The 26,203-nt window shown below is 49.7% G+C and carries 26 protein-coding genes and 1 tRNA gene; 25 read left to right on the forward strand and 2 right to left on the reverse strand.

Annotation, left to right across the window (positions count from 1 at the left end):
• Nucleotides 1-187: 187 nt before the first annotated feature.
• A complete protein-coding gene (locus CHH75_RS16905) occupies nt 188-1,336 on the forward strand; it encodes an aminotransferase class V-fold PLP-dependent enzyme (RefSeq protein ID WP_095266660.1) in 1,149 nt (382 codons plus the stop codon).
• A gap of 38 nt (nt 1,337-1,374) precedes the next feature.
• Complete coding sequence (locus tag CHH75_RS16910) at nt 1,375-1,875, forward strand: DUF4446 family protein (protein WP_095266740.1); 501 nt, start codon at nt 1,375-1,377, stop codon at nt 1,873-1,875.
• Here the strand turns inward: CHH75_RS16910 and yyaC are convergent.
• Nucleotides 1,850-2,455 (reverse strand): spore protease YyaC, encoded by a 606-nt coding sequence (gene yyaC / locus CHH75_RS16915; RefSeq protein ID WP_095266661.1) that lies wholly within the window; start codon nt 2,453-2,455, stop codon nt 1,850-1,852. The two genes, CHH75_RS16910 and yyaC, sit on opposite strands and share 26 nt — an antisense overlap.
• A gap of 240 nt (nt 2,456-2,695) precedes the next feature.
• Between yyaC and CHH75_RS16920 the strand changes: the two genes are divergently transcribed.
• From CHH75_RS16920 to CHH75_RS16935, 4 genes are all read left to right on the forward strand, one after another.
• Nucleotides 2,696-2,938 carry a putative Se/S carrier protein gene (locus CHH75_RS16920; protein ID WP_155618994.1) on the forward strand — a complete coding sequence of 81 codons (243 nt, stop codon included), beginning with the start codon at nt 2,696-2,698 and terminating at the stop codon, nt 2,936-2,938.
• An 11-nt stretch (nt 2,939-2,949) separates the two neighbouring features.
• Complete coding sequence (locus CHH75_RS16925) at nt 2,950-3,840, forward strand: mechanosensitive ion channel family protein (RefSeq protein ID WP_413773639.1); 891 nt, start codon at nt 2,950-2,952, stop codon at nt 3,838-3,840.
• A gap of 81 nt (nt 3,841-3,921) precedes the next feature.
• Nucleotides 3,922-4,140 (forward strand): DUF951 domain-containing protein, encoded by a 219-nt coding sequence (locus CHH75_RS16930; RefSeq protein WP_095266663.1) that lies wholly within the window; start codon nt 3,922-3,924, stop codon nt 4,138-4,140.
• 144 nt (nt 4,141-4,284) lie between these two features.
• Nucleotides 4,285-4,375, forward strand: a tRNA-Ser gene (locus CHH75_RS16935).
• Between the two features lie 529 nt (nt 4,376-4,904).
• Here the strand turns inward: CHH75_RS16935 and CHH75_RS16940 are convergent.
• A complete protein-coding gene (locus CHH75_RS16940; protein ID WP_095266664.1) occupies nt 4,905-5,099 on the reverse strand; it encodes a YjzC family protein in 195 nt (64 codons plus the stop codon).
• Nucleotides 5,100-5,293: 194 nt separating this feature from the next.
• On the opposite strand from CHH75_RS16940, the gene rpsF reads away from it, so the two are divergent.
• The 19 genes from rpsF to CHH75_RS17040 all read left to right on the forward strand — a co-directional run bounded on the left by rpsF (nt 5,294) and on the right by CHH75_RS17040 (nt 26,152).
• Entirely contained in the window at nt 5,294-5,578 is a 285-nt protein-coding gene (rpsF, locus tag CHH75_RS16945) for a 30S ribosomal protein S6 (protein WP_095266665.1), read from the forward strand.
• Between the two features lie 52 nt (nt 5,579-5,630).
• Entirely contained in the window at nt 5,631-6,113 is a 483-nt protein-coding gene (ssb, locus tag CHH75_RS16950; protein WP_095266666.1) for a single-stranded DNA-binding protein, read from the forward strand.
• A gap of 21 nt (nt 6,114-6,134) precedes the next feature.
• Nucleotides 6,135-6,407, forward strand: a complete 273-nt coding sequence (rpsR, locus tag CHH75_RS16955) for a 30S ribosomal protein S18 (RefSeq protein WP_006207333.1) — start codon at nt 6,135-6,137, stop codon at nt 6,405-6,407.
• A gap of 739 nt (nt 6,408-7,146) precedes the next feature.
• Entirely contained in the window at nt 7,147-7,821 is a 675-nt protein-coding gene (locus CHH75_RS16960) for an SOS response-associated peptidase (protein ID WP_095266667.1), read from the forward strand.
• 762 nt (nt 7,822-8,583) lie between these two features.
• Nucleotides 8,584-10,344, forward strand: a complete 1,761-nt coding sequence (locus CHH75_RS16965) for an ABC transporter substrate-binding protein (RefSeq protein ID WP_095398722.1) — start codon at nt 8,584-8,586, stop codon at nt 10,342-10,344.
• Between the two features lie 66 nt (nt 10,345-10,410).
• A complete protein-coding gene (locus CHH75_RS16970) occupies nt 10,411-11,373 on the forward strand; it encodes an ABC transporter permease (RefSeq protein WP_095266669.1) in 963 nt (320 codons plus the stop codon).
• A 12-nt stretch (nt 11,374-11,385) separates the two neighbouring features.
• Nucleotides 11,386-12,309, forward strand: coding sequence for an oligopeptide ABC transporter permease (gene opp4C / locus CHH75_RS16975; protein ID WP_095266670.1), 924 nt, complete (start codon nt 11,386-11,388; stop codon nt 12,307-12,309).
• Nucleotides 12,310-12,319: 10 nt separating this feature from the next.
• Nucleotides 12,320-13,297: an ABC transporter ATP-binding protein gene (locus CHH75_RS16980; RefSeq protein WP_095266671.1), complete on the forward strand. Its 978-nt coding sequence runs from the start codon at nt 12,320-12,322 to the stop codon at nt 13,295-13,297.
• The gene (locus CHH75_RS16985; protein ID WP_095398723.1) at nt 13,294-14,259 is read left to right on the forward strand and encodes an ABC transporter ATP-binding protein; all 966 of its coding nucleotides are present in this window, start codon (nt 13,294-13,296) and stop codon (nt 14,257-14,259) included. Before CHH75_RS16980 ends, CHH75_RS16985 begins: the two co-directional genes overlap by 4 nt.
• A 185-nt stretch (nt 14,260-14,444) precedes the next feature.
• Nucleotides 14,445-15,419 (forward strand): D-alanyl-D-alanine carboxypeptidase family protein, encoded by a 975-nt coding sequence (locus tag CHH75_RS16990; RefSeq protein WP_413773636.1) that lies wholly within the window; start codon nt 14,445-14,447, stop codon nt 15,417-15,419.
• 303 nt (nt 15,420-15,722) lie between these two features.
• Nucleotides 15,723-16,703: an LCP family protein gene (locus CHH75_RS16995; protein ID WP_095398724.1), complete on the forward strand. Its 981-nt coding sequence runs from the start codon at nt 15,723-15,725 to the stop codon at nt 16,701-16,703.
• A gap of 187 nt (nt 16,704-16,890) precedes the next feature.
• Nucleotides 16,891-17,325, forward strand: coding sequence for a CBS domain-containing protein (locus CHH75_RS17000; RefSeq protein WP_095266674.1), 435 nt, complete (start codon nt 16,891-16,893; stop codon nt 17,323-17,325).
• A 185-nt stretch (nt 17,326-17,510) separates the two neighbouring features.
• On the forward strand, nt 17,511-17,813 hold the full coding sequence (locus tag CHH75_RS17005) for a MazG-like family protein (RefSeq protein ID WP_176475605.1): 303 nt from the start codon (nt 17,511-17,513) through the stop codon (nt 17,811-17,813).
• On the forward strand, nt 17,810-18,733 hold the full coding sequence (locus CHH75_RS17010) for a DUF2232 domain-containing protein (protein ID WP_244908248.1): 924 nt from the start codon (nt 17,810-17,812) through the stop codon (nt 18,731-18,733). Before CHH75_RS17005 ends, CHH75_RS17010 begins: the two co-directional genes overlap by 4 nt.
• Before the next feature lie 11 nt (nt 18,734-18,744).
• On the forward strand, nt 18,745-20,736 hold the full coding sequence (locus CHH75_RS17015; RefSeq protein WP_095398725.1) for a DHH family phosphoesterase: 1,992 nt from the start codon (nt 18,745-18,747) through the stop codon (nt 20,734-20,736).
• Entirely contained in the window at nt 20,733-21,176 is a 444-nt protein-coding gene (rplI, locus tag CHH75_RS17020; protein ID WP_095266678.1) for a 50S ribosomal protein L9, read from the forward strand. Before CHH75_RS17015 ends, rplI begins: the two co-directional genes overlap by 4 nt.
• A gap of 2 nt (nt 21,177-21,178) precedes the next feature.
• Nucleotides 21,179-22,543 (forward strand): replicative DNA helicase, encoded by a 1,365-nt coding sequence (dnaB, locus tag CHH75_RS17025; RefSeq protein ID WP_095266679.1) that lies wholly within the window; start codon nt 21,179-21,181, stop codon nt 22,541-22,543.
• Between the two features lie 1,424 nt (nt 22,544-23,967).
• The gene (locus tag CHH75_RS17035) at nt 23,968-25,254 is read left to right on the forward strand and encodes an adenylosuccinate synthase (RefSeq protein WP_095266680.1); all 1,287 of its coding nucleotides are present in this window, start codon (nt 23,968-23,970) and stop codon (nt 25,252-25,254) included.
• 202 nt (nt 25,255-25,456) lie between these two features.
• Complete coding sequence (locus CHH75_RS17040; RefSeq protein WP_095398726.1) at nt 25,457-26,152, forward strand: hypothetical protein; 696 nt, start codon at nt 25,457-25,459, stop codon at nt 26,150-26,152.
• Nucleotides 26,153-26,203: the final 51 nt, after the last annotated feature.

Genomic DNA, 26,203 nt, shown 5'->3' on the forward strand with positions numbered 1-26,203 from the left:
TGGTGATATAAGTGGGTCGAATAAGCTCGAAGGCAAAATGAAATGATGATATCGATGGAGTCACTGTTGCGTCACTGTGAATATTCATCAGCTATAGTGCTGTTTTATCATTATAAAATCAAAGACATGTCGGTAATTCCTGCGGGAAGGGTAAGGGATGTCTTTCTTAAACTGAGGGAGAGACGATATGGATACTATCGTTTATCTGGATCATGCAGCTACCTCGTGGCCCAAGCCGCCTGAGGTGATGGAGGCAATGAGGCTTGCGATGGAGGAGGCGGCAGCCAATCCGGGGCGAGGCAGTCACCGAATGGCTGTGAAGGCCTCCAGGGTTCTATATGAGACACGAAAGTCGTTGGCCCAGTTGTTCGGTGTGAACAACCCGAATGACATTGCACTGACTTCCAATACAACCGAAGCGTTGAATTTGGCGCTTAAAGGCTATTTACGGCAAGGAGATCATGTGATCGCGACGATGATCGAGCATAACTCGGTCCGGCGTCCGCTTGAATACTTGAGAAGGACGAGGGGAGTCGAGGTTGATTATATTCCGGTGGATGAAGAGGGTCACCTGGACATGAACCGGATGAAGGAAGCTTTTCGCCGTAATACGAGAATGGTCGTGTGCAGTCACAGCTCCAATCTGCTTGGCTCCATCCTTCCAGTGGCTGAGATTGGGGAACTCGCCAAACGTCATGGCGCTGTATTGCTTGTAGATGCAGCGCAAAGTGCAGGCATGCTGGATATCCGGGTGCAGGAGATGAATATTAGCCTGCTGGCCTTCCCGGGGCATAAAGGATTGCTTGGCCCGCAGGGGACAGGGGGGCTATACATCGCTCCGGATGTGGAGCTTGAGCCTTTGCTGCATGGCGGCACCGGAAGTCAGTCGGAATCGATAGACCAACCTTCAGTTCGGCCGGATCGTTATGAAGCGGGTACGCCGAATACGATAGGATATGCCGGATTACAGGCCGGGATAAAAAAAGTGCTGGAGTTGACGCCGTCTGCGATATATCATCATGAGTGGGAGCTTACGCAGTATGCGATGGAGGCGATGCTTCATCTTCGCGGCGTTCGTGTGCTCGGTCCCCGGTTAGGAGAGGCACGAACAGGCATCGTTGCTTTGACATCGGACAGGCTAGGGGCGTCGGAACTTGCGTTCCGTCTGGACCGGGAGTATGGTATCGCCGTGCGTTCCGGTTACCACTGTACTCCGCTCGGACATATGGCCGCTGGTACAGAACAGACCGGAGCGGTAAGAGCAAGTGTGGGCTACTCAACGACGAAAGAGGATGTGGATCGCCTGATCATGGCGATGTCGGAAATTCATGGCTGAAGAGACAGGTCAAGATGAAGAAGAGAAAGGAAGAAAGCATGGCAGAGTTGAATGAATTGATCATGGAGCAGCTGCATTGGTTTGTCGTCGTAATGGTCATGATCATCTTGATCTTATGGATTACAGTGATGGTTCAAGGCTTTAAGCTGAGGAAAATGAGACGTCGGTATGAGGCCATGATGGCCGGCAGCGGTGTGGAAGACCTGGAGTCGCTGCTTGTTAACTTGAAGATCCAGGTTGATCAGGCTGAAGAGAGTCAGAATCGGCATCAGACCATGCTGGAATCTATCACCAAAGAATTGAAAGGGATGAAATCGAAGGTTGGCATCATTCGCTATAATGCTTTTGGCGAGCGTGGCAACGATATGAGCTTCTCCCTGGCTATACTCAGTGAGCATGAGGATGGCGTTGTCTTAACCGGTTTGCATAACCGGGAGAGCTCTTATGTGTACGCAAAGCCTGTGGAAAAAGGGGAGTCCAAGTATCCGTTGTCTCCGGAGGAGAAAGAGGCTGTCAATCTTGCGCGGCAAGACGGATAGAGCGGCTCCACTCCTTAATCCCTGTAAAGACACAGTCGGAAATGATCTCCGACAGACGCATGACCAAACTTAACCGTGTGTTCTGCAGCACGAAGTATTCCATAAAGCCGCCTACGTTGACAATTCCCGTAACATGGATGTCGCCGACAGGCGGTAATTCTTTATGTACACCTGCTCCTGGCTTCAGCGGGCCGTCAGAGATCTGAATGGAGCCTACGCTGGAGGATTGTCCAAGACATGCGTCAATGCCGATGATAAACGGATTATCAAATCTGGTATAAATAGAGTTCAAGGTGTCCTCAAGATTCATGGCATGGACCGGTTCATCCAGTGTGCCGTAAAGATGGAACATGGAAGTTTGATAGCGGGCGAGAGAGGTTCCAACCAGGGGGCCAAGACAATCTCCTGTTGACCGGTCCGTCCCGATGCACACAATGACCAGAGGGCGATGCTGAACGCCGGCTGCGGATAAATGAAGCAGCAAACGATGAATAAGGGCTGAATGGATTTCCGGATCGGTATGTGGTAATTTTAAACTTGAAGTCTCCGCGCGAGACGTTATCTTGGATAACCGGTTCATAGAATCTTCCTTTCATCTGCTTTTGGTAGTATCAGTATATGGATGAAAGATTGTTTTTATACTTTGGGAATTAAAATGAAATGAAAAGTCGATTCTTCCTGATCATAAGACGGAAGGAGAGACATACATAAGTCATTCTCATTCCTGTATAATCAGGCTGATTGCTTCGGGTAGCGATGGCATGATTAGGGCATAGTGAAGAGGATGGAACCATGGAGGGATGACATAGTGGAAGGTGCGATGCTGATCGCTTTTGATTCCACTCAGCAGGCGCTGCGAGCAGAGATGCTGCTGGAGTATGCAGACATAGAGATTGACCTGTTTCCTACACCGAAAGAGATTACAGCAGGCTGCGCATTGTCGATTCAATTTCCGCCAGAGGCGTTAAATGATGTACAGGACATCATTGTTCATGAACAGGTGGAGATACGCGGCATTTTCAAACTGAATGAAGATCAGTTATATGTCGGTATCGACGAGTAGGAGGAGTAGACATGCGCCAGGGTATCGATTTATATATGTTGGCTAGCCTCGAGAGCGACCTTCGGGATGAGACCGACAAGTGGAAAACCATGGTGTGGAATTGGTTCACGAATGAGGCGATGTGGATGGACGTCCTGTTATCTGTCATCCGGGTGGTCCTCATCTTTCTGCTCACGCGCGTTGTAATTCGAATTGTGTGCAGGATGATAGACAACTTTATGGTGCGGCAGGAGAGAAGCCGGATACATGTCAATGCCAGACGTTTTGTCACTGTTGGGGAACTGCTCAAGAATGGAACGGCGATCGTCTGCAATTTTATAATGATTCTGATCATCCTGGCAGAGTTCAATTTCAAGCTGGGGCCGCTGCTGGCTGGAGCGGGTGTGCTTGGCCTGGCTATCGGGTTTGGTGCACAGAGCCTGGTGAAGGACGTGATCACCGGATTCTTCATTATATTCGAGGATCAATTTGCAGTCGGTGACGTGATCAAAATCGGGGAGTATCGAGGCACGGTAGAGATGATCGGACTGCGGACAACACGGGTGAAGGGGTTGAATGGAGAGACCTACATTATCCCCAATGGAATGATTACAAGTGTTACGAACTATTCCCTCTCCAATTCACTGGCTGTTGTGGATCTGCCGATGAAGAATGAGCAGCAGGTGAAAGACACCATCTCGATGATTCAGGAGGCGCTGCAAGGGCTTCAGGAGCGCTGCCCTGAACTGCATAAGGAACCGGACATCCTCGGCATTCAAGCGCTCGGTACCGCAGAGTATACGATCCGGATTGTGGCCGAATGCAGCCCGAATGCCCGGGATCTCGTCGAGCGCCAAATCTATATGGAGCTTAAACAGGCGTTGGAGGATCAACAGCGAGAAGAGTCTGCCTCTGATGCATAAGTTGGGCGTCACCGCGGCTGTATGTTATATAATAGAGATAGATAGAGATCATAGAAGTAGAATATAAAGGAGCTTGGAGCTATGGAGCGCAAGGTATTTCAATTGGGGGATATCGTTCAGATGAAAAAGCCGCATCCTTGCGGCAATAATGAAATGGAAATTATTAGGATGGGAATGGACATTCGTATCAAATGCACGAAATGCCAGCACAGTGTGCTGATCCCGCGCGCCAAATTTGAGAAGAATATGAAGAAGGTCATTCGCTCTGCCGCCAGCGCTGAGGGGGAAGGGGAGCAGTGAGAGCTACGCCTGACGCATAATAGGACTATGCATAAAGGAAAGTATAAATTTAAAATTAGCACAAAATCAGGATAAGTTTACACCACAATTCGAGACAAGCCTATTGACCTAATCAAGTCCTCATGGTATAATAAATCTTGCTGTGGAAAGGTACCCAAGAGGTCCAAGGGGGCTGACTCGAAATCAGCTAGGCGTCGCAAGGCGTGCGTGGGTTCGAATCCCACCCTTTCCGCCATTCCCGTTAACATATTCGCTGAAGCGATTTACGAACAACCTCATACATAGTTAGCGTGCTTTTGAATGATACTCAGCAGCTAACATCTTAGAGATTAGATACTCTTCACGATCAAGTGAAGGGTATTTTTTGATATTGTAGAGCAGGAAATATTGGGTTGGAGCGTCTTCCTCCGCGAAGGTCTCGACTTCTGTACCTGAGCAGGAGGGGGCAGGAATTCTTCTCTATGCTCATATTCGGTTGCTGCTGATCAAAAAAAGGAAGGACCCTTCTAGGTCCTTCCACTGGTTAGGCGGTGCTTGTGAATTGGAATTCTGGCATTCTACACGGAGTAGCAAACTACGGCAACTGCCTGGCTTTACCTAACGGAGAAGCTGCTGCTAGTTCCCTTGCGCTTGCATGAAGTGCAAAATCAGATATCCTATGCGTCGTTCAGCTGTTACGTTCAACGGAACCACACCTCTCTCATGCACCGCCTGATGTTATCATGTGCAATCGCTGGCTTTTTATGCGTGGTCATGGAACAGGTTTATTTTGGCTGAACCCGTCTCTTGTTGACCCATACCCGATCATCATTGGTGTTCTCGGGAAAGGTGTCTCCGCGTTTGAGCTTGATCTGCTGTGGATCCTCGATCCCCATCACGCGGTCACGTACGCCGGATTCGATGTATACGCCGTCATTGGGAGCTGTATCCCCGGCATGGAACTCGCTTTGTTCTCCCATATCCGTCACCATCCTTCTATATAGTTGTAGTGCATTAATTATCGTTCTCCAAAATCAATCGCTTCATGGCAGGGAAAGAGCGCCAGCACTTGCATCCGATCATCCGTTCTGCTATAGTATATTGGTGCGAGTTAGGCTCGCTCCTTGCTCTCAACATGGGATTGAGGGCCGAAGTCCATAAGGAGGTGAAAGATATGCGCAAATATGAAGTGATGTACATTATTCGTCCTGACATTGAACAAGAAGCTGTTCAAGCTGCAGTCGAAAAATTCCAAGGCATCATCTCCAACGGCGGAGAAATTACAAAGCATGATGTAATGGGTAAACGCCGTCTTGCGTATGAGATCAAGAAATTCCGTGATGGTGTTTATGTTCTGGTTAACTTCAGTGCAACTCCAGAAGTTGTAGCCGAACTTGAGCGCCTGATGAAAATTTCTGACGAAGTTATTCGTTATCTCATCACGAACGACGTTGCTTAATACGTGAAACGACCAGACTTTGTAATTGATTCGTTCTAGGGAGGGGATTGGATTGTTGAACCGCGTCATTTTAATTGGCCGACTGACTCGGGATCCCGAGCTGAGATATACTCCTTCAGGTGTTGCTGTCACACAATTCACACTGGCTGTAGATCGTCCGTTCACCGCACAAGGCGGAGAGCGTGAGGCGGATTTTATTCCAATCGTGACCTGGAGGCAGCTGGCGGAGACTTGCGCGAACTACTTGCGCAAAGGCCGTCTAACAGCTGTGGAAGGGCGCATTCAGGTGCGGAACTACGAGAACAACGAAGGTAAGCGTGTATACGTTACTGAAGTTATTGCGGACAATGTTCGTTTCTTGGAGTCCAACCGTGACAACAACGGAGGTGCTGCACCTCGTGAGGAATCACCATTCGGCGGCGGAAGCGGCGGTGGAAACCGCGGCAACAGCAGCGGTTATTCGCGCAACAATCAGGATCCTTTCTCCGACGAAGGAAAACCGATTGACATATCGGATGATGATTTGCCATTTTAATACGGAAAGGACTGACAAAGCATGGCTTTTAAACAAAGAGAAGGCGGAGACAACGACAAAAGACCGGCTCGCCGTGGCGGCCGCAACAAACGTCGTAAAGTATGTTTCTTCACTGTGAACAAAATTACTCACATTGACTATAAAGATACAGATCTGCTCAAGAAATTCATCAGCGAGCGCGGTAAAATCCTGCCTCGCCGTGTAACGGGCACAAGCGCGAAGTATCAACGCGCGCTGACGATTGCGATCAAACGCTCCCGTCAAATTGCATTGCTTCCATACACAACAGAATAATCTGTTGAGGGAATAAGCGGTCCAGCCGAACAAGGCGGGGCCGCTTTTTTATGTACTGTTTCGTTCCTTCCGGATAGGTGTAAGACTGCGTGTACGTTTGCAGATCGAGCAGCTGCGCTGGAGCGGAACGGTTTCAAGATAAGAAGAGGTTACGCTGTGTCCGCTGTCAGGACATTGTCTCCTGAGCGCGTACACTGAAAGAAGCAATATGTCATATTAATTGCAAGGTTGGAGTAACGCTTGAAAGTTTTAAAGCCCTGAAATAATGTCTTTTTATAATGGACAGTGTCTATTATAGAAAATACATATGCAATATAGGGAAATGGGGGTCATCTCCGTGCAAAGCCTGCTTAAACGGTTGAATCAAGCCATCCTTCGAAAAAATTCCTTCTATTATATATAGGTGAGTTTACAGCTGTCCTGAAAACTGAAATTTATTTATCTTAAATTACTTTCATTACATCGCCAACGGGTCTAAGAAATTAGGCAGGAAGCAAGGAGCGCTTCCGCCAGCAAGGACATGTCTTTTCAACATAAACATCGGTCCTATTACATATCGGTCTTCACTGAGAACGCGAAGCATACGTCCCCGTCGGAGAGCTTGCAGATGCAGACCAGTACACGGTGATGTCCACTCAGAGGAAACAAACGTACATGAGATGGTAGATGATAAATCTTGTATGGTCATGCATAATCCTCCTGCCCATTCCAAAGGCTAAAGGAAAAAGGAGGAATCCCCATGTGCAGACGTTACTCCTTGTCGGCAGGACTCGACGAGGTCAGTGAACATTTTGGAATAAGCCGGGTCAAGTATTATTATAAAAGCCGTTACAACATCAGTCCGACACAGACGGTTCCGATAGTGCTGCAGGAGCAGGAGGAGCGGACGCTCGACGAATACCGCTGGGGGCTGGTGCCGTATTGGGGAAAAGATGCGGTCAATGCGAATTTGCACACCGTGCATCAGAACCCGACCTACCGGAAAGCGATAGACACAAGACGCTGTATCATTCCGTGTAACGGATTGTATTATTGGCGGACAGTAGGCAAGAAAAGCTATGCGGTTCGCACGGTCATCGGTGCCCAGGAGCTTTTTGGCATTGCGGGACTGTATGAGACCTGGCGGGACGCGCAGGGAAATGAGATGCGTACCTGTACGCTGCTGATGGCGGAAGCGAATGTGACCATTCGGGAATTTGATACGCGGATGCCGGCGATATTGACGAAGGATGATATTGATCACTGGCTTGACCCCGAGCGAAAGGGCATATACGCGATCGAGCCGTTGCTGCGCACTTATCATGGGCCTATGCGAGTATATCCGGTCACACCGCTCATTGCGGATGACAAGCATGACCATCAGCAGTGCATTGAGGAAATGGACTTGAAGCAAGCCTGGGTGAAACACGTCTAGTACGCGATCAAGCATGATCGAGCGACAGGGGTGGATCCGTGACATATGAAGCTCCGAACCATGCAAACGGGTAAGACGGGTAAGAGAACGAGAACGATCCGGCCTAAGGGCCGGATTTTTATGTTGGATGGAATCTCGCAGCACATTGGGGTTATAATTTCTGCCACGGGTCACAACGGCCAATAATTCCGATTTTTCCGCTAGGTTAAAAGAACAGGTGGGCTTTTTACTAGGGTTGTCTAGGAATGAAGGGGCATCTTGCAATATTATATGTGTAATTATAAATGACATAAACATAACGTTAAAATCGCCATATATTAGAATTTGAGGTTTACTATTGACGGATTAAGGGGTTTTACGTAACATAAGTTTACATCGGTTGCATGCTGATTGCTGCAGTACAGTTAGAAAATGTTAAATGGAGGTTGATATTGTATACATTTTAAGTAAACTTAGGATTAACGATGGCAGCAAACCAATTCATTAACCTCTTTTGGACCGCGAAAAACATGTTTTTTTAAAAATTGCAAAAAAGTAATTGACGTTACCTAATTTTACACGTATCATAACATTAATTTTATAGGCACCAGGTTGCTAGAGACTTTGGCACTAATTGACCAATGGTATATTTTCTGTAAGTCTTTCACTATTTTCTCAACAAGATTCGACAGCTATGAACCCATTCCCGAAATTATTCAAGGATGATTTCAATATTCGTCCTGATAATTTATAGCATTATCATTATTTAGAAGGAGGATTAGCATGAAAAAGAAAATGTCGTTACTGCTTGTGATCATGCTCATGACGGTTACGTTCCTGGCAGCATGCTCCGGCGGTGGTCAGACAGCAGAACAGCCAAGTCAAGGGGAGCAAACAGAACAAACTGAAGGCAACGGCGAAAACACAGAAACGCCGCCAGCCGAAGAAGGAGTTGAAAGCGAAGGTTATTTCGAAGCTCAGGATCCTTCTAAAAACCCGCAAACCGCCCTGTCTCGCACAGACACGCTGATTGTAGGTATGACAGCGCCAAAAGGGGTATTCAACCCGCTTTACTGGCAAACGGCTTATGACAGATATGTTGTAGACACTTTGTTTGATGCTTGGACCGTCTTGAACGATGACGGCACTTACTCGAATCGTCTGGCTGAGAGCATCGAAGTATCCGAAGATAAGTTGAAGTATACCTTCAAGCTGAAGAAAGGTGTCACTTACTCTGATGGTTCACCGGTAACAGTTAAGGATTTTGCGTTCGCGCTGAAGGTTCTTCATGATCCTAGCTATGACGGTCAGTCTGATATTTTCACTACCCACATTGTAGGCGGTCAAGATTATCATGATGGCAAAGCGGATGAGATCTCCGGTATTAACATCATCGACGATCATACGATCGAAATTACGGTTACAGAAGCTACAGCTATGACCAAGGATGACTTGGCGACCATACGTTTCATGCCTGAATCTTACTACGGCAAAGACTATAAATTTGGTGAACTCGGTTATATGACTGAACTGCATGACAAACCAATCGGCAGTGGTCAATACATCTTGAAAGATTTCAAACCAGGGCAAGAAGTAGTAATGGAAGCCAACCCTAATTACTTCCTGGGCGCACCAAAAATCAAAAACCTGATTTACAAAACAACAACCGAAGAAACCAGATTGGCTATGCTGCAATCCGGTGAAGTCGATGTTGACATGATTAGTGTGAATGAGGACAGTGTTGCAGAGGTTATGGGGATGGGCTTCATGGACCTTAATCTCTTCCGGACGAACGGTTATGGATATGTAGCAATGAACCATGAGAGCCCTAAATTCCAAGATAAGAAGGTTCGTCAAGCGCTTATGTATGGCTTGAATCGTTCCGAGATTGTAGAAATCATCTATGGTCCATATGCTAACGTATTGAATATTCCTCAGTCGAACTTGTCTTGGTCTTACTCTGACGAAGGTATTGAACCTTATGAATTTGATCAAGAAAAAGCGAAGCAGCTGCTTGATGAAGCTGGTTGGGTAGTTGGTGCTGACGGTATTCGCGAGAAGGACGGCGTGAAGTTTGAAATTGACTTCTCCGCAACGGCAGATAACCCTGTAATTGATGCCATGATTCCTATTATGACGAAGAACTACCAAGATCTCGGAATTACGGTTAAAGCTGAGATGCTGGATTTCAACGCCATCATGGATAAGAAGGACAGAGGCGACTTCGAAATGTTCTTCGCAGCTTGGGGCTTGACACCAGATCCGGATAGCACAGTATACAAAACAGATGGTCAGCAGAACGATCTTGGATACTCTAATCCAGAATACGATGCTGCTATGCAGGAAGGTCTGAAAGCATTTGACCTGGAAGAACGTAAGGTGGCATACGCTAAGTCCTACCAAATTCTGAATGAAGATGTTCCGGCTCTTCTCATCTACCAAAGACGTGACGGCTGGGCAATCAACAGCAGAATCAAAGGATTGGATATTACGCCATACAAAAACTTCACTCTTGAACTGTACAAAGTCGAGATTGAACAATAACAGCAGGAAATATATGCTCAGCTCGCAAGAGCTGGGCATATCCACTTATAAGCCGGGAGGAATATTATGAAGCAGTACATTATCCGGAGGCTGCTGCAGATCATTCCGACAATGATCGGAATTTCGATTCTTATATTTGCAATATCAGCAATGGTGCCTGGAGACTACATCACCGCAGTGAACAACCCGACGATGTCTGCTGAGAAGGCAGCGCAGCTTCGGGAAATTTATGGTTTAGATAAGCCGCCGGTTGAACGTTATTTCACCTGGGCAGGCAATATGTTAAAGGGTAATCTCGGAGATTCCCTTCAGCACAAAAAGCCAGTTACAACCGTGATGGGGAATTACGTCTGGAATTCCTTTTTCATTGCGTTCTTTTCTTTGATGTTTAGCTGGATTATTGCGATTTTTGCCGGCGTTTTCTCTGCGAAATTCCAATACTCCTTGTTAGACAAGCTGATTACGCTCTTTGTCTTCCTCTGTATGTCGCTGCCTTCTTTCTTTATAGGACTTTTGCTCATCAAGTTCTTTGCACTGGATCTGGGATGGTTCCCGGTGGGTGGCATGACGACGTCCGGAATGAACGGAAGTACATGGGAACAATTGATGGATATTGCTTGGCATATGATATTGCCAGTAACGGTTCTTACCATGCTTAGCACAGGCAGCCTGACTCGTTATTTCCGTACCAGCATGCTGGAGGTTATTCGTCAGGATTACATCCGGACAGCGCGTGCCAAAGGATTGAAGGAACGCACTGTTATATTCAAGCATGCGCTTCGTAATGCCCTGCTGCCAGCGATCACACTGATGGGCTTTGAATTGCCGGGACTGTTCGGCGGAGCTATCATTTTGGAGAAAATCTTCATTTGGCCAGGGGTTGGTCAGGTGTATCTGGAATCGATCAGTATGCGGGACTATCCGTTTATGCTCGGCTTCACGATCTTTATCTCTATCTTGACACTTGTCGGCAACTTGTTGTCTGATGTCTTGTATGGAGTCGCTGACCCAAGAATTCGCTTAAAGTAGGAGGAGATTCATTTGTCCGCAGAGACTGCACCGTTAGAGACGAATCTAACAGCTCCGAAAAGACAGCCGGATTCCCCGTGGAGAATGGCTATTCGCCGCTTTTCCAAAAATCGCCTTGCTGTCATCGGGCTGGTTATCATTGTTTTTATGTTTATGCTTTGCTTTATTGGGCCCTTATTTTCGCCTTATAATGTGCTTGATACCAATGTACAGGATAAAAACCTGCCGCCAAGCTCCAAGTATTGGCTCGGAACCGATAAGATGGGGCGCGATATTTTACTGCGTATGATGCTTGCAGGACGTATCTCCCTGACAGTCGGACTTGTGGCAATGGCTATTGCCGTTCTCATCGGATCGACGCTCGGCGCATTGGCCGGATTCTATCGCAGATGGGTAGACACACTCATCATGCGTATGGCGGATATTTTCATGGCATTGCCAACGCTTCCGATCCTGATTATTCTAGGTACCATATTGTCTGATTTGAAGGTTGATCCTAGTAGACGAATTTATTTTCTAATGGTGATCATTGGTGTATTGGGGTGGAGTAGTATCTCCCGTCTCGTACGCGGTCAAATATTGACGCTCCGTGAGCAGGAATTTATGCAAGCAACCGAGGCGCTGGGTCTTAGAGACCGCCGGAAGATCTTCCGGCATCTGCTGCCCAATACGATTCCGATTGTTATTGTTTCAGCAACCCTTTTTGTTGCCGGTGCGATCATATCAGAATCCGCACTGAGCTATCTCGGCATTGGTGTCGTGCCGCCAACGCCATCATGGGGAAATATGATTACTGCAGCGAACAACCTGATTGATTTCCGTAAAAGACCATGGTTATGGATTCCACCTGGCACATGTATTCTGGTTACCGTTGTGGCGATTAATCTGATCGGTGACGGACTTCGGGATGCCCTTGACCCGAAAATGAAGAAGTAGGAGATGCGATATGGCTAAAGATTTAGTTGAATTTCGAAATTTAAAAACGCATTTTCAAACCTCAGCAGGCACCGTGAAAGCCGTCGACGATGTGAGTTTCAAAATTCGCGAAGGCGAAACGCTGTGTGTAGTTGGTGAGTCCGGCTGCGGTAAAAGCGTGACTGCGATGTCGCTGATGCGTTTGATTGACGTTCCTCCTGTTGGAGGAGAGATCCTGTTTGAAGGCAAAGATCTGTTGAAGATGAGCAAGCGTGATATGAGCTTGATTCGCGGCAACGATATTGCCATGATCTTTCAGGAGCCAATGACCTCACTCAATCCCGTTCTAACGATTGGAGAGCAAATCGTGGAACCGATTATGCTTCACCAGCTTGTCAATCGGAAGGAAGCGAAACAGCGTGCGATTGAGCTGATCAATCTTGTAGGTATTCCGCGTGCGGAGAAGATCTTTGACTCTTACCCGCATGAATTGAGTGGCGGTATGCGCCAGCGGATCATGATTGCGATTGCGCTTAGCTGTAATCCGAAGCTTCTGATCGCGGATGAGCCGACAACGGCGCTGGACGTTACTATCCAGGCCCAGATTCTCGACTTGATGCGTGATATCAAGGAGAAATTTAACACCGCCATCATGCTGATTACTCATGACCTCGGTGTTGTGGCCGAGATGGCTGATTATGTGGTTGTTATGTATGCAGGGAAGGTCATTGAGGAAGCGCCGGTGATCGAGCTGTTCCAAAGGCCGAAGCATCCTTATACGAAAGGCCTGCTGAAAGCGAAGCCGGTGATTAACCAAAAGCAGGAGCGATTGTATTCGATTCCGGGACAGGTTCCAAACCCGGTGGATCTTGGAGACAACTGTCATTTCCATGATCGTTGCGAATTCTGCATGCAGATTTGCAAGGAGAAAGAACCCCCGCTTGGTACTGATCCGAACGGCCATAAGGTTGCCTGCTGGCTGTATGAAGAGGAGGGGAAAGTAGAATGAGTCAAGCGCTGATTGAAGTTAATAACCTGAAGAAATACTTCCCTGTCACCGGCGGCATTCTGCAGCGTACGGTAGGCCATGTTCGAGCGGTAGATGGCGTTAGCTTCACGATCAATAAGGGTGAATCCTTCGGTCTTGTGGGTGAGTCAGGCTGCGGCAAGAGCACCATCGGGCGTACCATTCTGCGACTGCTGGAAAAGACGGAAGGCAAGGTCATCTTCCAAGGGCAAGATATTCATGAGCTGCCTAAGGAGAAAATGCGTACGTTGCGTCCGAAAATGCAAATTGTTTTCCAGGACCCATTCAGCTCCCTGAACCCAAGGATCAAGGTCGGTGAGGCGATTGGCGAGGCTCTTATTGACCATCGGTTAGTAAGCAGAAAAGAATTGAAGGACCGGGTTATTGAAACGCTGGAAATCTGCGGACTTGCAGCGTATCACTATGACCGTTACCCGCATGAGTTCTCGGGTGGTCAGCGCCAACGCATCGGGATTGCACGGGCGCTGATTATGAACCCGGATTTCATCGTTGCCGACGAGCCGGTTTCCGCACTGGACGTATCGATTCAGGCACAAATCATTAACCTACTGAGCGATCTGCAGCGGGATAAACAGCTGACCTATCTGTTCATCTCCCATGATCTTAGTGTGGTGGAGCATCTGTGTGACCGGATAGGAGTTATGTACCTCGGATCGATGGTGGAGATGGCGAGCAAGGAAGAGCTGTTCCGTAATCCGCTGCATCCGTACACGAAAGCGCTGCTGTCTGCGGTGCCTGTTCCGGATCCGACGCTGAAGAGAGAACGGATCGTCCTCACAGGGGACATTCCGAGCCCGGCGAACCCGCCTACAGGCTGCAAGTTCCATACTCGCTGCCCGCTGGCTTCCGACCTGTGCAAACAGCAGGTGCCGGAGTACCGGAATGTGGGCAACGATCATTTTGTTGCCTGCCACTACGCTTAATACAAATCATCGAAATCTCATATTTTCAGACTAGATGCCAGGCCTCCTCAAGTGATTCACTCGAGGAGGCCTGTTTGTCATGGCCAATGATACCGCGTTACATAAATTTCCACTTAACTTTTTTTGAAAAAATGCAGACCAAACGCCGTTTTCAACCGTCTTATATATATACGGAGGGCTTTTTCATGATGAAAAAACGGTGGCTTATTATCCTATGCATAGGTTTAGTGATATTTGTCGGTACGGTATTATTTTCAAATACAGAACGCCTCGGTTTTAAGCCTGCCATCAACGCGCAAGCGGTCGTTCTGATGGAGATTGACACAGGGCGGATTCTTGTCAATCACAATGGAGAGATGCCTTTGCCGCCTGCAAGCATGTCCAATTTGATGACAGAGCTGATAATTCTCGAAGATCTCAAGGCCGGAAGAATATCCTGGGACGACGAGGTTGCCATCAGCGAGGAAGCATCTACCATCGGAGGCGTTCAGCTGTCTCTTAAAGAAGGCGATGTGCTAACCGTTCGCGAGCTGTTTCAAAGCGTAGCGGTTTACTCGGCCAATGATGCCGCTATGGCGCTGGCTGAGCATGCATCCGGCTCCGAGAAGGCTTTCGTGCAGCGGATGAACGCCAAGGCGAAGGAGATTGGACTGTCGAGCCATACGCGCTTTAGCAGCGCATCCGCGATTGATGGCCGGGGAAGCGGGAAGGCCGGTTCAGGGCAGGATGAAGGGACTAGAATGACAGCAAGAGATACGGCGCTGCTGGCTGCGCATCTTATTGATCATCATCCCGATGTTCTCACTGCCTCGAGCCAGACTCAACTGAAGATTGTAGGACGTGATTTATACTTAAGCAACACGAACTGGATGCTCCCTTCCTTGAGAGGTCCCTACTCCTATGAGGGCACAGACGGGTTGAAAACAGGGTACAACGAACAGCTTGGCTACTGCTTTACAGGCACGGCGGAGAGACATGGAACGCGGCTGATCGCCGTCGTTATGGGAACGCCGACGAAGGAAGCCAGGTTTGAGGAAACGCGCAAGCTGTTTGAATACGGCTTCTCCAAAACATTAAGCTGGAAAGAAAGACTCGGAGACTGGATGACGCATCCGGTAGCGGCTGAGGCCGTCACTCACGAGTCTTTCTCACGCCTATAGGAATCTAGCATTCCATGTAATAGAAACTGAGGTACATGTTGTGAATACCGTCTGAGAGGTTCACATTTCACAAGCCGCTGGTTACAATAGAGCCCGGGGAGTAATGACGATGACTCACCGTTAGGTGACGTCCTGGCTCGCCAGAAGCTGCCTGCGACATGGCGTGATGACCCAGACCCAGTGTGTCAGAAGATAGCGTCCCGTTTAATAGTAAAAGGGAGGTTAGCGCCCTCTTCCCGGCGATGCCCTGGCTCTTGGAGAAGGATAAATAAATATTTTCATATAAAAGAAGGAATCTGACTCATGAAGAGGAAAACAATATATATTACCCTTGCAGTCCTGCTGGTTGCGGGTGCAACCGCATGGATGTTCCGAACCCAGCTAGCGGTGATGGCGTTCGATCTGTTCATGGCAGAAGAGGTTGAGAACTCCTTGCAGCGGTCGTATAAGCCGCTCGAAGGTAGTCAAGCGCCCGATCCGGTGATGCTTCAGAGCAAGCCGTTCTCGGTCATGCTGCTGGGAAGCGACCAGCGCGAGAATGAACCTGCCCGTTCAGACACGATGATCTATGCTGTTGTGCGTCCGAAAGAATCCAAGGTATTGCTCATATCGGTTCCACGCGACACGTATACCGACATTATCGGGCGTGGCAGCAAGGATAAGATTACGCATGCGTTTGCCTTTGGAGGCCACCAGATGGCCAAGGACACGATGGAGGCTTTCCTGGATCAGAGGATCGATTATTACGCCTCGATTAATTTCCAGGGTTTGAAAGATGTTGTTGATGCGATGGGCGGCGTGGCGCTGCCGATCGGCAAGGATATTGTGAATAAGGGAAGAGATCACGAGAAGTTCACGATAGAAGCCAACAAACCGATATATAACGGGGAAGAGGCTTTGAACTATGTAAGATATCGGGAGGATAGCGATTTTAACCGGGCCAAGCGTCAGCAGGTGTTTCTCGATGTGGCCGCCAAGCGGCTCAGACAGCCTGACCAGATTGGCAAAGTTCCGGAATTGATCGAGATTATGGGAGACAACTTCCAGACCGATATGCAGCCTAAATTTATCATTGATCTGGCCAAACAGATGCTGACCGGGGGCAAGGTCGATATGACCAGCTTTACGATTATGGGTGACGGGATGCGGATTGGCGGCATTTACTACAACGATCCCGACCTGGAGGATGTTCGCGAAGCCCGGGCGTTGATTGACAACTGGATGAATCCCGATACGAAGGCGGAACAGCTGCTGAAACCGCGCGATGCGGATGTACAAATATGACTGCGCTCCGCCGCCTCCGGCCGGACCGGATCGGCGGATTCGCGTGTCATTCCAATAATAGTGATTCAGCAGTCCGGAATTGGCTGCTGATTTTGTGTCCCCGATGAATGGGAATTGCCTCCAGCAACGTATGTATGGGTATAAGGGTAAAATGGCTTTTGGCAAAGGTCATAAGGAGGATAACAGAATGAATATCGCGTTCTTTCTATTACCGAAACAAGACGTGATTTGTTTAACGCTTGATTCCACGCTCAGGCAGACGCTGGAGCGGATGGAATACCACAGGTACACGGCTGTGCCTGTATTGAATGACAACGGGGAGTATGCCGGCACGGTAACCGAAGGGGACCTGCTGTGGCATATGAAGAACTCCGGCGGCAAGATTACTTTTGAGAACGCTTCAAAGTTTGTGCTTAAGGATGTCCCGTTTCGAATGGATATTAAGCCGGTGTCGATCGACGCCAACATGGAGGATTTAATCAATCTGGCGAAGGTGCAGAACTTTGTGCCGGTTGTGGACGATATGAACCGGTTTATCGGTATCGTCCGCCGCAGCCTGATTATTGAATATTGCGAACGATTTGTGTCCAAGGAGACGGTTGAGCCGCAAGGGGCTTCGTAAGAAGCCGGCAGTTGTACCGGCAGGGCGTGTAACCGCGATTGATGGCGGGAAGCACGTCCTATTTATTTGCAAACGGCAGGAAGAGAAGCTTATGCATCCGGGGCCGGGGGGCTTTGTGTGAGTGGGATTTTTTTGTGCTATAATGGAGAATAAAGCTTTTTCGGGGAGAGATGGGGATGTCAAATATGCCGAAAGACTTGGATGTAGCCAAACGGGCCAAAGTCATTGAATGGCTCAAAACGGAAGTGATTGACAATGTATCCCGGTTGTTCAAAGCTTTATGGGAAGGAAGTACCACCAAGGTTGCAGACAGTTTGGCAAGCCTGATGATGAGCTCCTACATACTAGGGCGCAGGCTGGGCATGTCGTATCGGGATTTAGACAGTCTCTTATTGGAGAAATTGAAAAAGCATAAGCAGGAAGGTCACCAGCTTGAGGATTGGTACCAGGACATATCCGCGCTAGAAGAACATTTGCGTAAGAGGTGAACATATTGAAACTTCGCTGGACTACAGCGGCTTGGAGCATCATCTATCTGTTGCTGCTGCTTTCGCTTGTAACACCATTTTCGATCGTGACCGCATTTTTGCTCGTTCTGCCGGTTGCGATTCTGTTTACGGCGTTAGATACTAGATCATTTATTGTGCACATCGCACCGGTATGGATTATTGCGATGTTGATTGAACCGTTTTTCCTGTTGCTGGCGCTGTATTTCTTAATACCGGGACTTGTGTTCGGGTACTTGTACCGCAAAAGAAGACCGGCGATGCAGGTGCTCAAATACGGGATTGCAGTCCTGCTGCTTGAGATGCTTGTCCTGCTGATGGTAAGCACAACCTTCTTCGAGTTGAGTTTGTCGCGGTATGTGGATGAGATCGTACAGATGACCACAGCTCCGCTGACAGAAATGGGTGTGAACAGCAGTCTGGGCAGCCAGTTCTGGACAGAGGCAGACACCGCCGCATTAAAGGACAGAACGATGCAGCTGGTGCCGTTTGCGATGATTATCAGCGCGTTCCTGATGACGGTGGTTACGCATGCGCTGGCCCGTCCGACCTTGAACAGCATGGGGCTGTCCGTACCCCGGTTGAAGCCGGCTAGAGAGTGGATGATGCCGCGCTCCTTGCTCTGGTATTACCTGCTTATTTTTTTCATAAGCTTGGCTATCCGAGATTCGGACAACAACTTTATGCATTTGATTGTAGCCAACGCGATGCCGCTGCTGCAGATTTGTTTCATGATTCAGGCGCTGGGATTCTTCTATTTCCTCGCTCATGAGAAAAAGTGGCACCCCGTCATTCCGCTGTTGACGGCTATTCCGATTGTCCTGTTTCCACCGGCGATCATTGTCGGCATCATAGACCTGGCGTTTCCGCTTCGTCAAGCGATCAGTAAAAACAAAAGATAGGGTGATCAGTCATGCCTAAATTTCTGCAGAAACGCTGGCACGGCTATCATACCGTTTGGGCGTTCGCACTGGTACTCCTGCTAGTGATCCTGCTGTCTTACTATAATACGATTCTCGGCATCATCGCATTGCTGCTGGCGGTGGTTGGCGGCTACACGATGCTGAAGGCAGAGATGAAATTCCGCCGGGAGCTGGTGGATTACATCGGCGATCTGTCCTTTCGTATTCAGAGGGTCGAGGGCGAAGCCATCAGCGCTCTTCCAATCGGCATTGTGCTATACAGCGAAGACAAGACGGTGGAGTGGCATAATCAGTTCGTGCTGAACATGTTTCCTCACGAGAAGCTGGTCGGGCAGTCATTGAACGAACTGTTTCCGCAGCTGAGCACGTCGATGCGTGATGCCAAGGATGGCAAGGAGCCTGCGCCCGAGAGGTTCCGGCTGGAAATCGCGCATGAGGACAAGCATTACGAAGCGACAGTTATTCCGGAGGAACGTCTAATCTATCTGGACGAGATTACCGAGCTGGCCGTGCTTCGTCAACGATACGAAGAAGAGCGGCTGGCGCTCGGGATTATTATGATGGACAACATGGACGAGGCTTCGCAAGGAATGGATGACCAGCAGCGGACCGCACTCATTGCCAAGGTGACCAGCGAAATTACGGATTGGGCGCGCGAGTTCAACGTATACCTGCGCAGACTGTCGTCTGACCGCTATCTGATGATGCTGAACAAGCGTTCGCTGGATGCGCTCGAGAACAGCCGTTTCGTGATTCTGGACGAGGTCCGGGAGATGACAGCGGAGCTGAAGGTGCCGCTCACCTTGAGCGTGGGGCTGGCCTTCGGCTCGGACGATATCACCGAGCTGGGTCAGCTAGCCCAGTCCAGTCTCGATATGGCGCTTGGACGGGGCGGGGATCAGGCCGCTGTGAAGGCTGGGCAACGCCTCTCCTTCTACGGAGGCAAATCCAATGCGGTGGAGAAGCGGACCAGGGTCCGGGCGCGGGTCATTTCCCATGCGCTGCGCGATCTGATGCAGGAGAGCGATCGCGTCATCATTATGGGGCATAAGCTGCCGGATATGGACGTGATCGGAGCTTCCATCGGTGTCCTGAAAGCGGCACAGCTGTACAATGTTGAGGCATTCATCGTGCTGGAGGGACTGAACCCGTCCATCCAGCGTTTGATGAGCGAGGTGCGCAAGGACGAGGCGCTCATGGACCGGTTCATCTCCCCGGAACAAGCGATGCAGCTGCTCAGCGAGCACTCCTTGCTCGTCGTTGTGGATACGCATAAGGCGTCGATGACGATGGAGCCGCGTCTGGTGGAGCGAGCCAGCCGGGTGGTCGTTATGGACCACCATCGCCGGGGCGAGGAGTTTATTAACGATGCGGTGCTCATATATCTTGAGCCCTATGCGTCGTCAACCTGTGAGCTGGTGACCGAAGTGCTGCAGTATATCCACGACCGCGTATCGCTGACGCCGCTGGAGGCCACGGCGATCCTGGCGGGTATTACGGTTGATACGAAGCATTATGCGCTGCACACCGGGTCCCGCACGTTTGAGGCGGCCGGTTTCCTGCGGCGGCATGGTGCCGACACGATGATGATCCAGCGGGTGATGAAGGAGGATTTGACGGAATTCATTGCCAAGGCAGAAATCGTGAAGCATGCTAGAATGGTATATGAACATATCGCACTTGCAGTCTCGAAGAGCGGGGAGAAGATTCCGCAGCTGCTTATAGCTCAGGTGGCAGATTTATTGCTGAATATGACCGATGTTCAAGCTTCATTCGTCATTAGCGAGCGTCCTGACGGCCGAATCGGCATCAGTGCCCGCTCGATGGGAAAGCTCAATGTCCAGGTCATCATGGAGCGGCTGGGCGGTGGCGGACACTTAACGAACGCCGCAGTCCAGCTGAATACGACGCTGGAGGAAGCAGAGGAGAGGCTGCTGGAAGTACTGGCAGACATTGAAGCGAAAGAGGGGTTATTCGAATGAAAGTCATTTTTATCAAAGATATGAAGGGTCAAGGCAAGAAAGGCGAGGTTAAAGAGGTCTCGGAAGGCTATGCAACGAATTTCCTGTTCCCGCGCGGCATCGCTCGTCCGGCGACGGAAGGCAATATGAAGACTTTGCAGCAGCAAAATGCCTCCGAACAGAAGCGGAAGGCGGAAGAGAAGGAAGAAGCGGCGCAGCTCGGCAAGAAGCTGGATGAGATGACCGTTGTGCTGAAAGCAAAAGCCGGCGAGGGCGGACGATTGTTCGGCGCCATTACGAGCAAGCAGATTGCCGAAGCGTTGGCTGAGCAGAAGATTAAAATCGACAAACGCAAAATTGAACTGGGTGAGCCGATCCGCACGCTTGGCGTAACACAGGTGCCGGTGAAACTGCATCCTGAGGTCAAAGCGACGCTCAAGGTTCAAATTACGGAGGAATAAGCATGGGGGGAGAACTCTATTTCGATCGGGTGCCTCCGCAAAACCTGGAGGCGGAGCAGGCGGTGCTGGGCGCCATCCTGCTGCAGAGCGAAGCGCTGATCACGGCGATGGAACGGGTGCAGAGCGAAGATTTCTACGACAAGACGCACCAGATGATCTACGAAGTGATGGTTCAGCTCGGGGAAGAGAATCAGCCGATCGATTTGGTGACTCTCACCTCCAGGCTTCAGGATAAAGGCCAGCTGGAGGAAGTGGGCGGCGTCAGCTATCTGGCGAAGCTGGCCCACGCGGTACCGACAGCTGCGAACGTCGACTACTACGCCCAGATTATCGAGGAGAAATCGATGCTGCGGCGTCTGATCCGGACAGCGACGCAAATCGTCAGCGAGGGCTATACCGGCGGGGATGACGTCGGTTCGCTGTTGAGCGAAGCCGAGCGGCGCATCCTGGAAATCTCGAACCGCCGTACGGGAAGCGGCTTTATCGCGATCCGGGATGTGCTGATGGAAGTGTTCGAGAAGGTGGAGACGCTGCACCAGAACCGGGGAAGCACGACGGGCATTCCGTCGGGATTCGTAGACCTCGACAAGATGACCAGCGGATTCCAGCGCAGTGACTTGATCATCGTGGCCGCCCGTCCATCGGTCGGGAAGACGGCCTTCGCCTTGAACATCGCCCAGAATGTGGCGATCCGGGCGAAGGAGACGGTTGCCATCTTCAGTCTGGAGATGTCTGCGCCGCAGCTCGTACAACGGATGATCTGTGCGGAGGCCAACCTGGATGCCGGCGTTATGCGAAACGGGGATTTCAAGGGCGACGAGGATTGGTCGAAGCTGACGATGGGCATTGCCGCCCTGTCGGAAGCGGAGATCTATATCGACGATACGCCGGGTGTGACCGTGGCCGATATCCGGGCCAAATGCCGCCGCCTCAAGAAGGAGAAGGGCCTCGGCATGATTCTGATCGACTATCTGCAGCTCATTCACGGCCGCGGCAAGCCGGGCGAGAACCGGCAGCAGGAAGTGTCCGAGATTTCGCGTACACTGAAGCAGATTGCGCGGGAACTGGAAGTGCCGGTCATTGCGCTGTCCCAGCTCAGCCGGGGCGTAGAGCAGCGTCAGGACAAGCGTCCGATGATGAGTGATCTTCGGGAATCCGGCTCGATCGAGCAGGACGCCGACATCGTGGCATTCTTGTACCGGGATGATTATTACAACCAGGAAACGGAGAAAAAGAACATCATCGAGATCATCATCGCCAAGCAGCGTAACGGTCCGGTCGGCACCGTGGAGCTGGTCTTCCTGAAGAACTTCAATAAATTCGTCAATTACGAGCGGACTCATGCGGATGCATTTGCCGCCGGTTAGCGCCGGGAGCGGGGGACGCAGCTGAATAGTACTAAGCTTATTATCGGCGGAGCAGAGGCGCACTTTCGTGCGACAAGTACCTAAAAGGGACGTGTTGATGGAGCATAGGCACAATTTGGTATGCCGAGATATTATGGATGGCCTCGGATTGAATGCGGTAGACTCGATTATGTTGGACGGATCGGGATCAACATCAATGCAAATTGATAATCCACGACGTAATCCCGTAAACAGCGACTACTATATCTATAACATGATTCGGGTGAAAACACCTTAATAAATTTATGAAGACACCTTTGCTGTTTCACTTTAAATATAGCTGCCAAGTATGGCAGCTATATTTAATTTAAAATAGGAAGAGTACCTACCAAGCTGACAGCACCCACGTATATTAGCACAAGTCCGGAAGAGGGAGGGACGCCAACATTTCTATACGAAATGATTAAATAACCCTCTATTGCTACGTAGGAGCTAGTAGAGGGTTGAATAAAACTCCTATTTCCTTCTTCTTCGTTTTATTATCGCGTAAATACCGAGTAACAATAATATAAAAAGCAGAATTTGAATAAACAATATCAGAACAGCGGTCCAATTAATAGTCATTAAGAACTCTCCTTTATTATGCTGGAATGTGGTGACTTTCGTCACCTGGAAAACATCACATCTTTTGCCGTAAATAAAGCTCTCATTTTTTGCCTGCGAATACACAACACATTACCAATAAAATAATCAGATAACTCCATTAAAGATTGCTCGATTCACCTGATTTTCAATGTCCTGGAAATCTCTATATTTCTCACCTATTTATTTTAAATGTTACAGTTTCTTAATGCTAATCGAGTCAGCATGAGTTCGTCACGGGGATTTTTGTGCAGGCCAAGCTCAACAGCCGAGCTTTACTGGAACAAGTGTTTCCGGACTATGAACAGGTATTCTACAATGTGTTTTCGACACCGTCACTAACGGTGTTGGCGCGTTGTCTGGAGAATGTCGAGGAAGATTGGAGCCGTATTATTGTAGTAGCTCAATTTCGTGCAACAAGTACCAAAAAGGGACGTGTTCGCAGAGCAGTAGCGAGGTTTCGTGCAACAAGCTCCCATTTGGGCAGGATCAGCCATGACGAGTTCAATCCCCTGCGAGGCGGCAATAACTGCCGCAGCTTGTGAGATCCGGGCATTCTAACCGGTTTGGCTGGATATTATCCGGGAATCCTCCATTATTCATGTCCTAATTCCGAACAATCGTACTTGTCGATGTACAATTGTTCGTTTATTATTTGACTTTAAAAATGAGGGCTGTTACACTGATATTGCTGCTTTAGTGCAGTGATGTTTGACTGATGGTCTTTTTTATCATGCCCTTATCATAAAGGGAGAGAGTCAAGGAATAATACAGGGTGTATGAACACCGACGGAGGAATGAATATGTCAACGGTAGTCGTTGTGGGAACGCAATGGGGAGATGAAGGGAAAGGGAAGATCACGGATTATTTGGCGGAAAGCGCTGACGTGGTCGCCCGTTACCAAGGCGGCAACAATGCCGGCCACACCATTCTGATTGACGGCAAAAAATTCAAGCTTAGCTTGATTCCATCCGGAGTTTTCTATAAAGATAAGATCTGTGTCATCGGCAACGGCATGGTAGTAAATCCGGCTGCGCTGATCGAAGAGATTCAATATATTCATGACAATGGCTTTACAACCGACAATCTGGTCATCAGTGACCGCGCGCACGTCATTATGCCTTATCACATGGTGCTGGATGCGCTGGAGGAAGATCGGAAGGGACCGAACAAGATCGGTACAACGCGCAAGGGGATCGGTCCTTGTTATATGGATAAGGCGGCGCGTAACGGCATCCGCATCTCGGATCTGATGGACCCGGAAGAGTTCGAACTGAGACTTCGCCATATGGTGAAGGAGAAGAATCAAGTGATCACCCAGGTATACGGCGGGGAAGCCCTGGATGTAGAAGAGATTCTGGAGCAATACCTCGGTTATGCGGAAGCCATCCGTCCGTATGTACGGGATACCTCCGTGGTGCTTAACGATGCGATTGACGATAACAAGAAGGTGCTGTTCGAAGGCGCGCAGGGCGTCATGCTGGACATCGACCAGGGGACCTATCCGTTTGTGACGTCCTCCAATCCGTCTGCGGGTGGGGTATGTATCGGCTCCGGCGTTGGCCCGTCGAAGATCCAGCAGGTGATCGGGGTAGCGAAATCCTACACGACCCGTGTGGGTGACGGTCCGTTCCCAACCGAGCTGAACAATGAGATCGGCGATTATATCCGTGAAAAAGGCCATGAATACGGCACCGTAACCGGCCGTGCGCGTCGTGTCGGCTGGTTCGACAGCGTCGTTGTCCGTCATGCTCGCCGCGTGAGCGGGATTACCGGCTTGTCGCTGAACTCGCTCGACGTGCTCAGCGGGCTGGAAACGGTCAAAATCTGCACCGCGTATCGCTATCGCGGCGAAGAGATTAGCCACTATCCTTCCAGCTTGAAGATGCTGGCTGAGTGTGAGGCCATATATGAAGAGCTTCCGGGCTGGAGCGAGGACATTACAGGCGCGAAGACACTGGATGATCTCCCGGCTAATACGCGCCGCTATGTGGAGCGCGTGTCGGAGCTGACGGGCATTCCGATTGCGATCTTCTCCGTGGGACGCAACCGTGAGCAGACGAATCAGGTGCTGCCGATTTACGAATAATAGAATTGAATAAACATACAGATGGAAGCCTGCCGGGATCGGCAGGCTTTTTCTTCATGCGGCTTCCCCTTCTTTTTTCGAGAAAATATGAAAGTCGGGGACTGAACCTATGAGATCCCGTCAATACTGGAACAAGAGAGAATCGGGTCATAGAGTGGCACGGTTTGATGATGAGAGGGTGGGATAGAAGGAGGAAGTCCTGATGAATATGTTAAAATGGCTGCTCAAGCTATGTTTGTCTGCTATTTTGGTCAGTTTCTTAACCATTATGACGACGGGGTTCGTCGTCAATGCTTATATTCAGTCTCTGCTTGCGAGTTTTAATATTCAACTGGAGGGGCAGCCTTTCGGTTTAGGCACGATGATGCAAAGCATGCTGGGTGATCGGGGGGCCACGGAGAAGGAGAACGCGGAATCGCCGGTCCAGAACGCCGCGGACAGCGGCCGGGGTGATGCTAACGATCCGTCCTCACATACGGCAGGGCAGTCGACCCCTGAGGGGGATGAAAATGGCGGGGCGACGGTTCAGCTGGGGGAAGAGGAGTCCACCGCGACAGAAGGCCAGGGCGAGGTCACTGATGAAGATCAGCCTCCAGACAATTCACTCCCGGTCATGGGCGGTGTTGATAGCCGATCTGAAGACTCAGGGCTGGAGAATGAGCAGCTTGTGATGACGCCGAATGATATTGTGGATAAGAAGGACAGCTTGCCTGTGGAGGACAAAGAGGAGATCTTCCTGATCCTGATGCAGCGGCTTCCGCAAGCGGAAATGCAAAAAATATCCGAGGCGATGGAGAACGGACTGACGACCGCAGAGCTGGAGGAAATCGAGCAGATTGTATCCAAATACTTGAATGAGGAAGAATTCGACCGATTGCTGACCAAGCTGCAGGAATAGACGATCATTCCGTGTTTTCGGATGCGTTGTCACGATTTTGTCACCAAATCG

It is taken from the genome of Paenibacillus sp. 7541 (assembly GCF_002276395.1).
GTDB lineage: Bacteria > Bacillota > Bacilli > Paenibacillales > Paenibacillaceae > Paenibacillus_AQ > Paenibacillus_AQ campinasensis.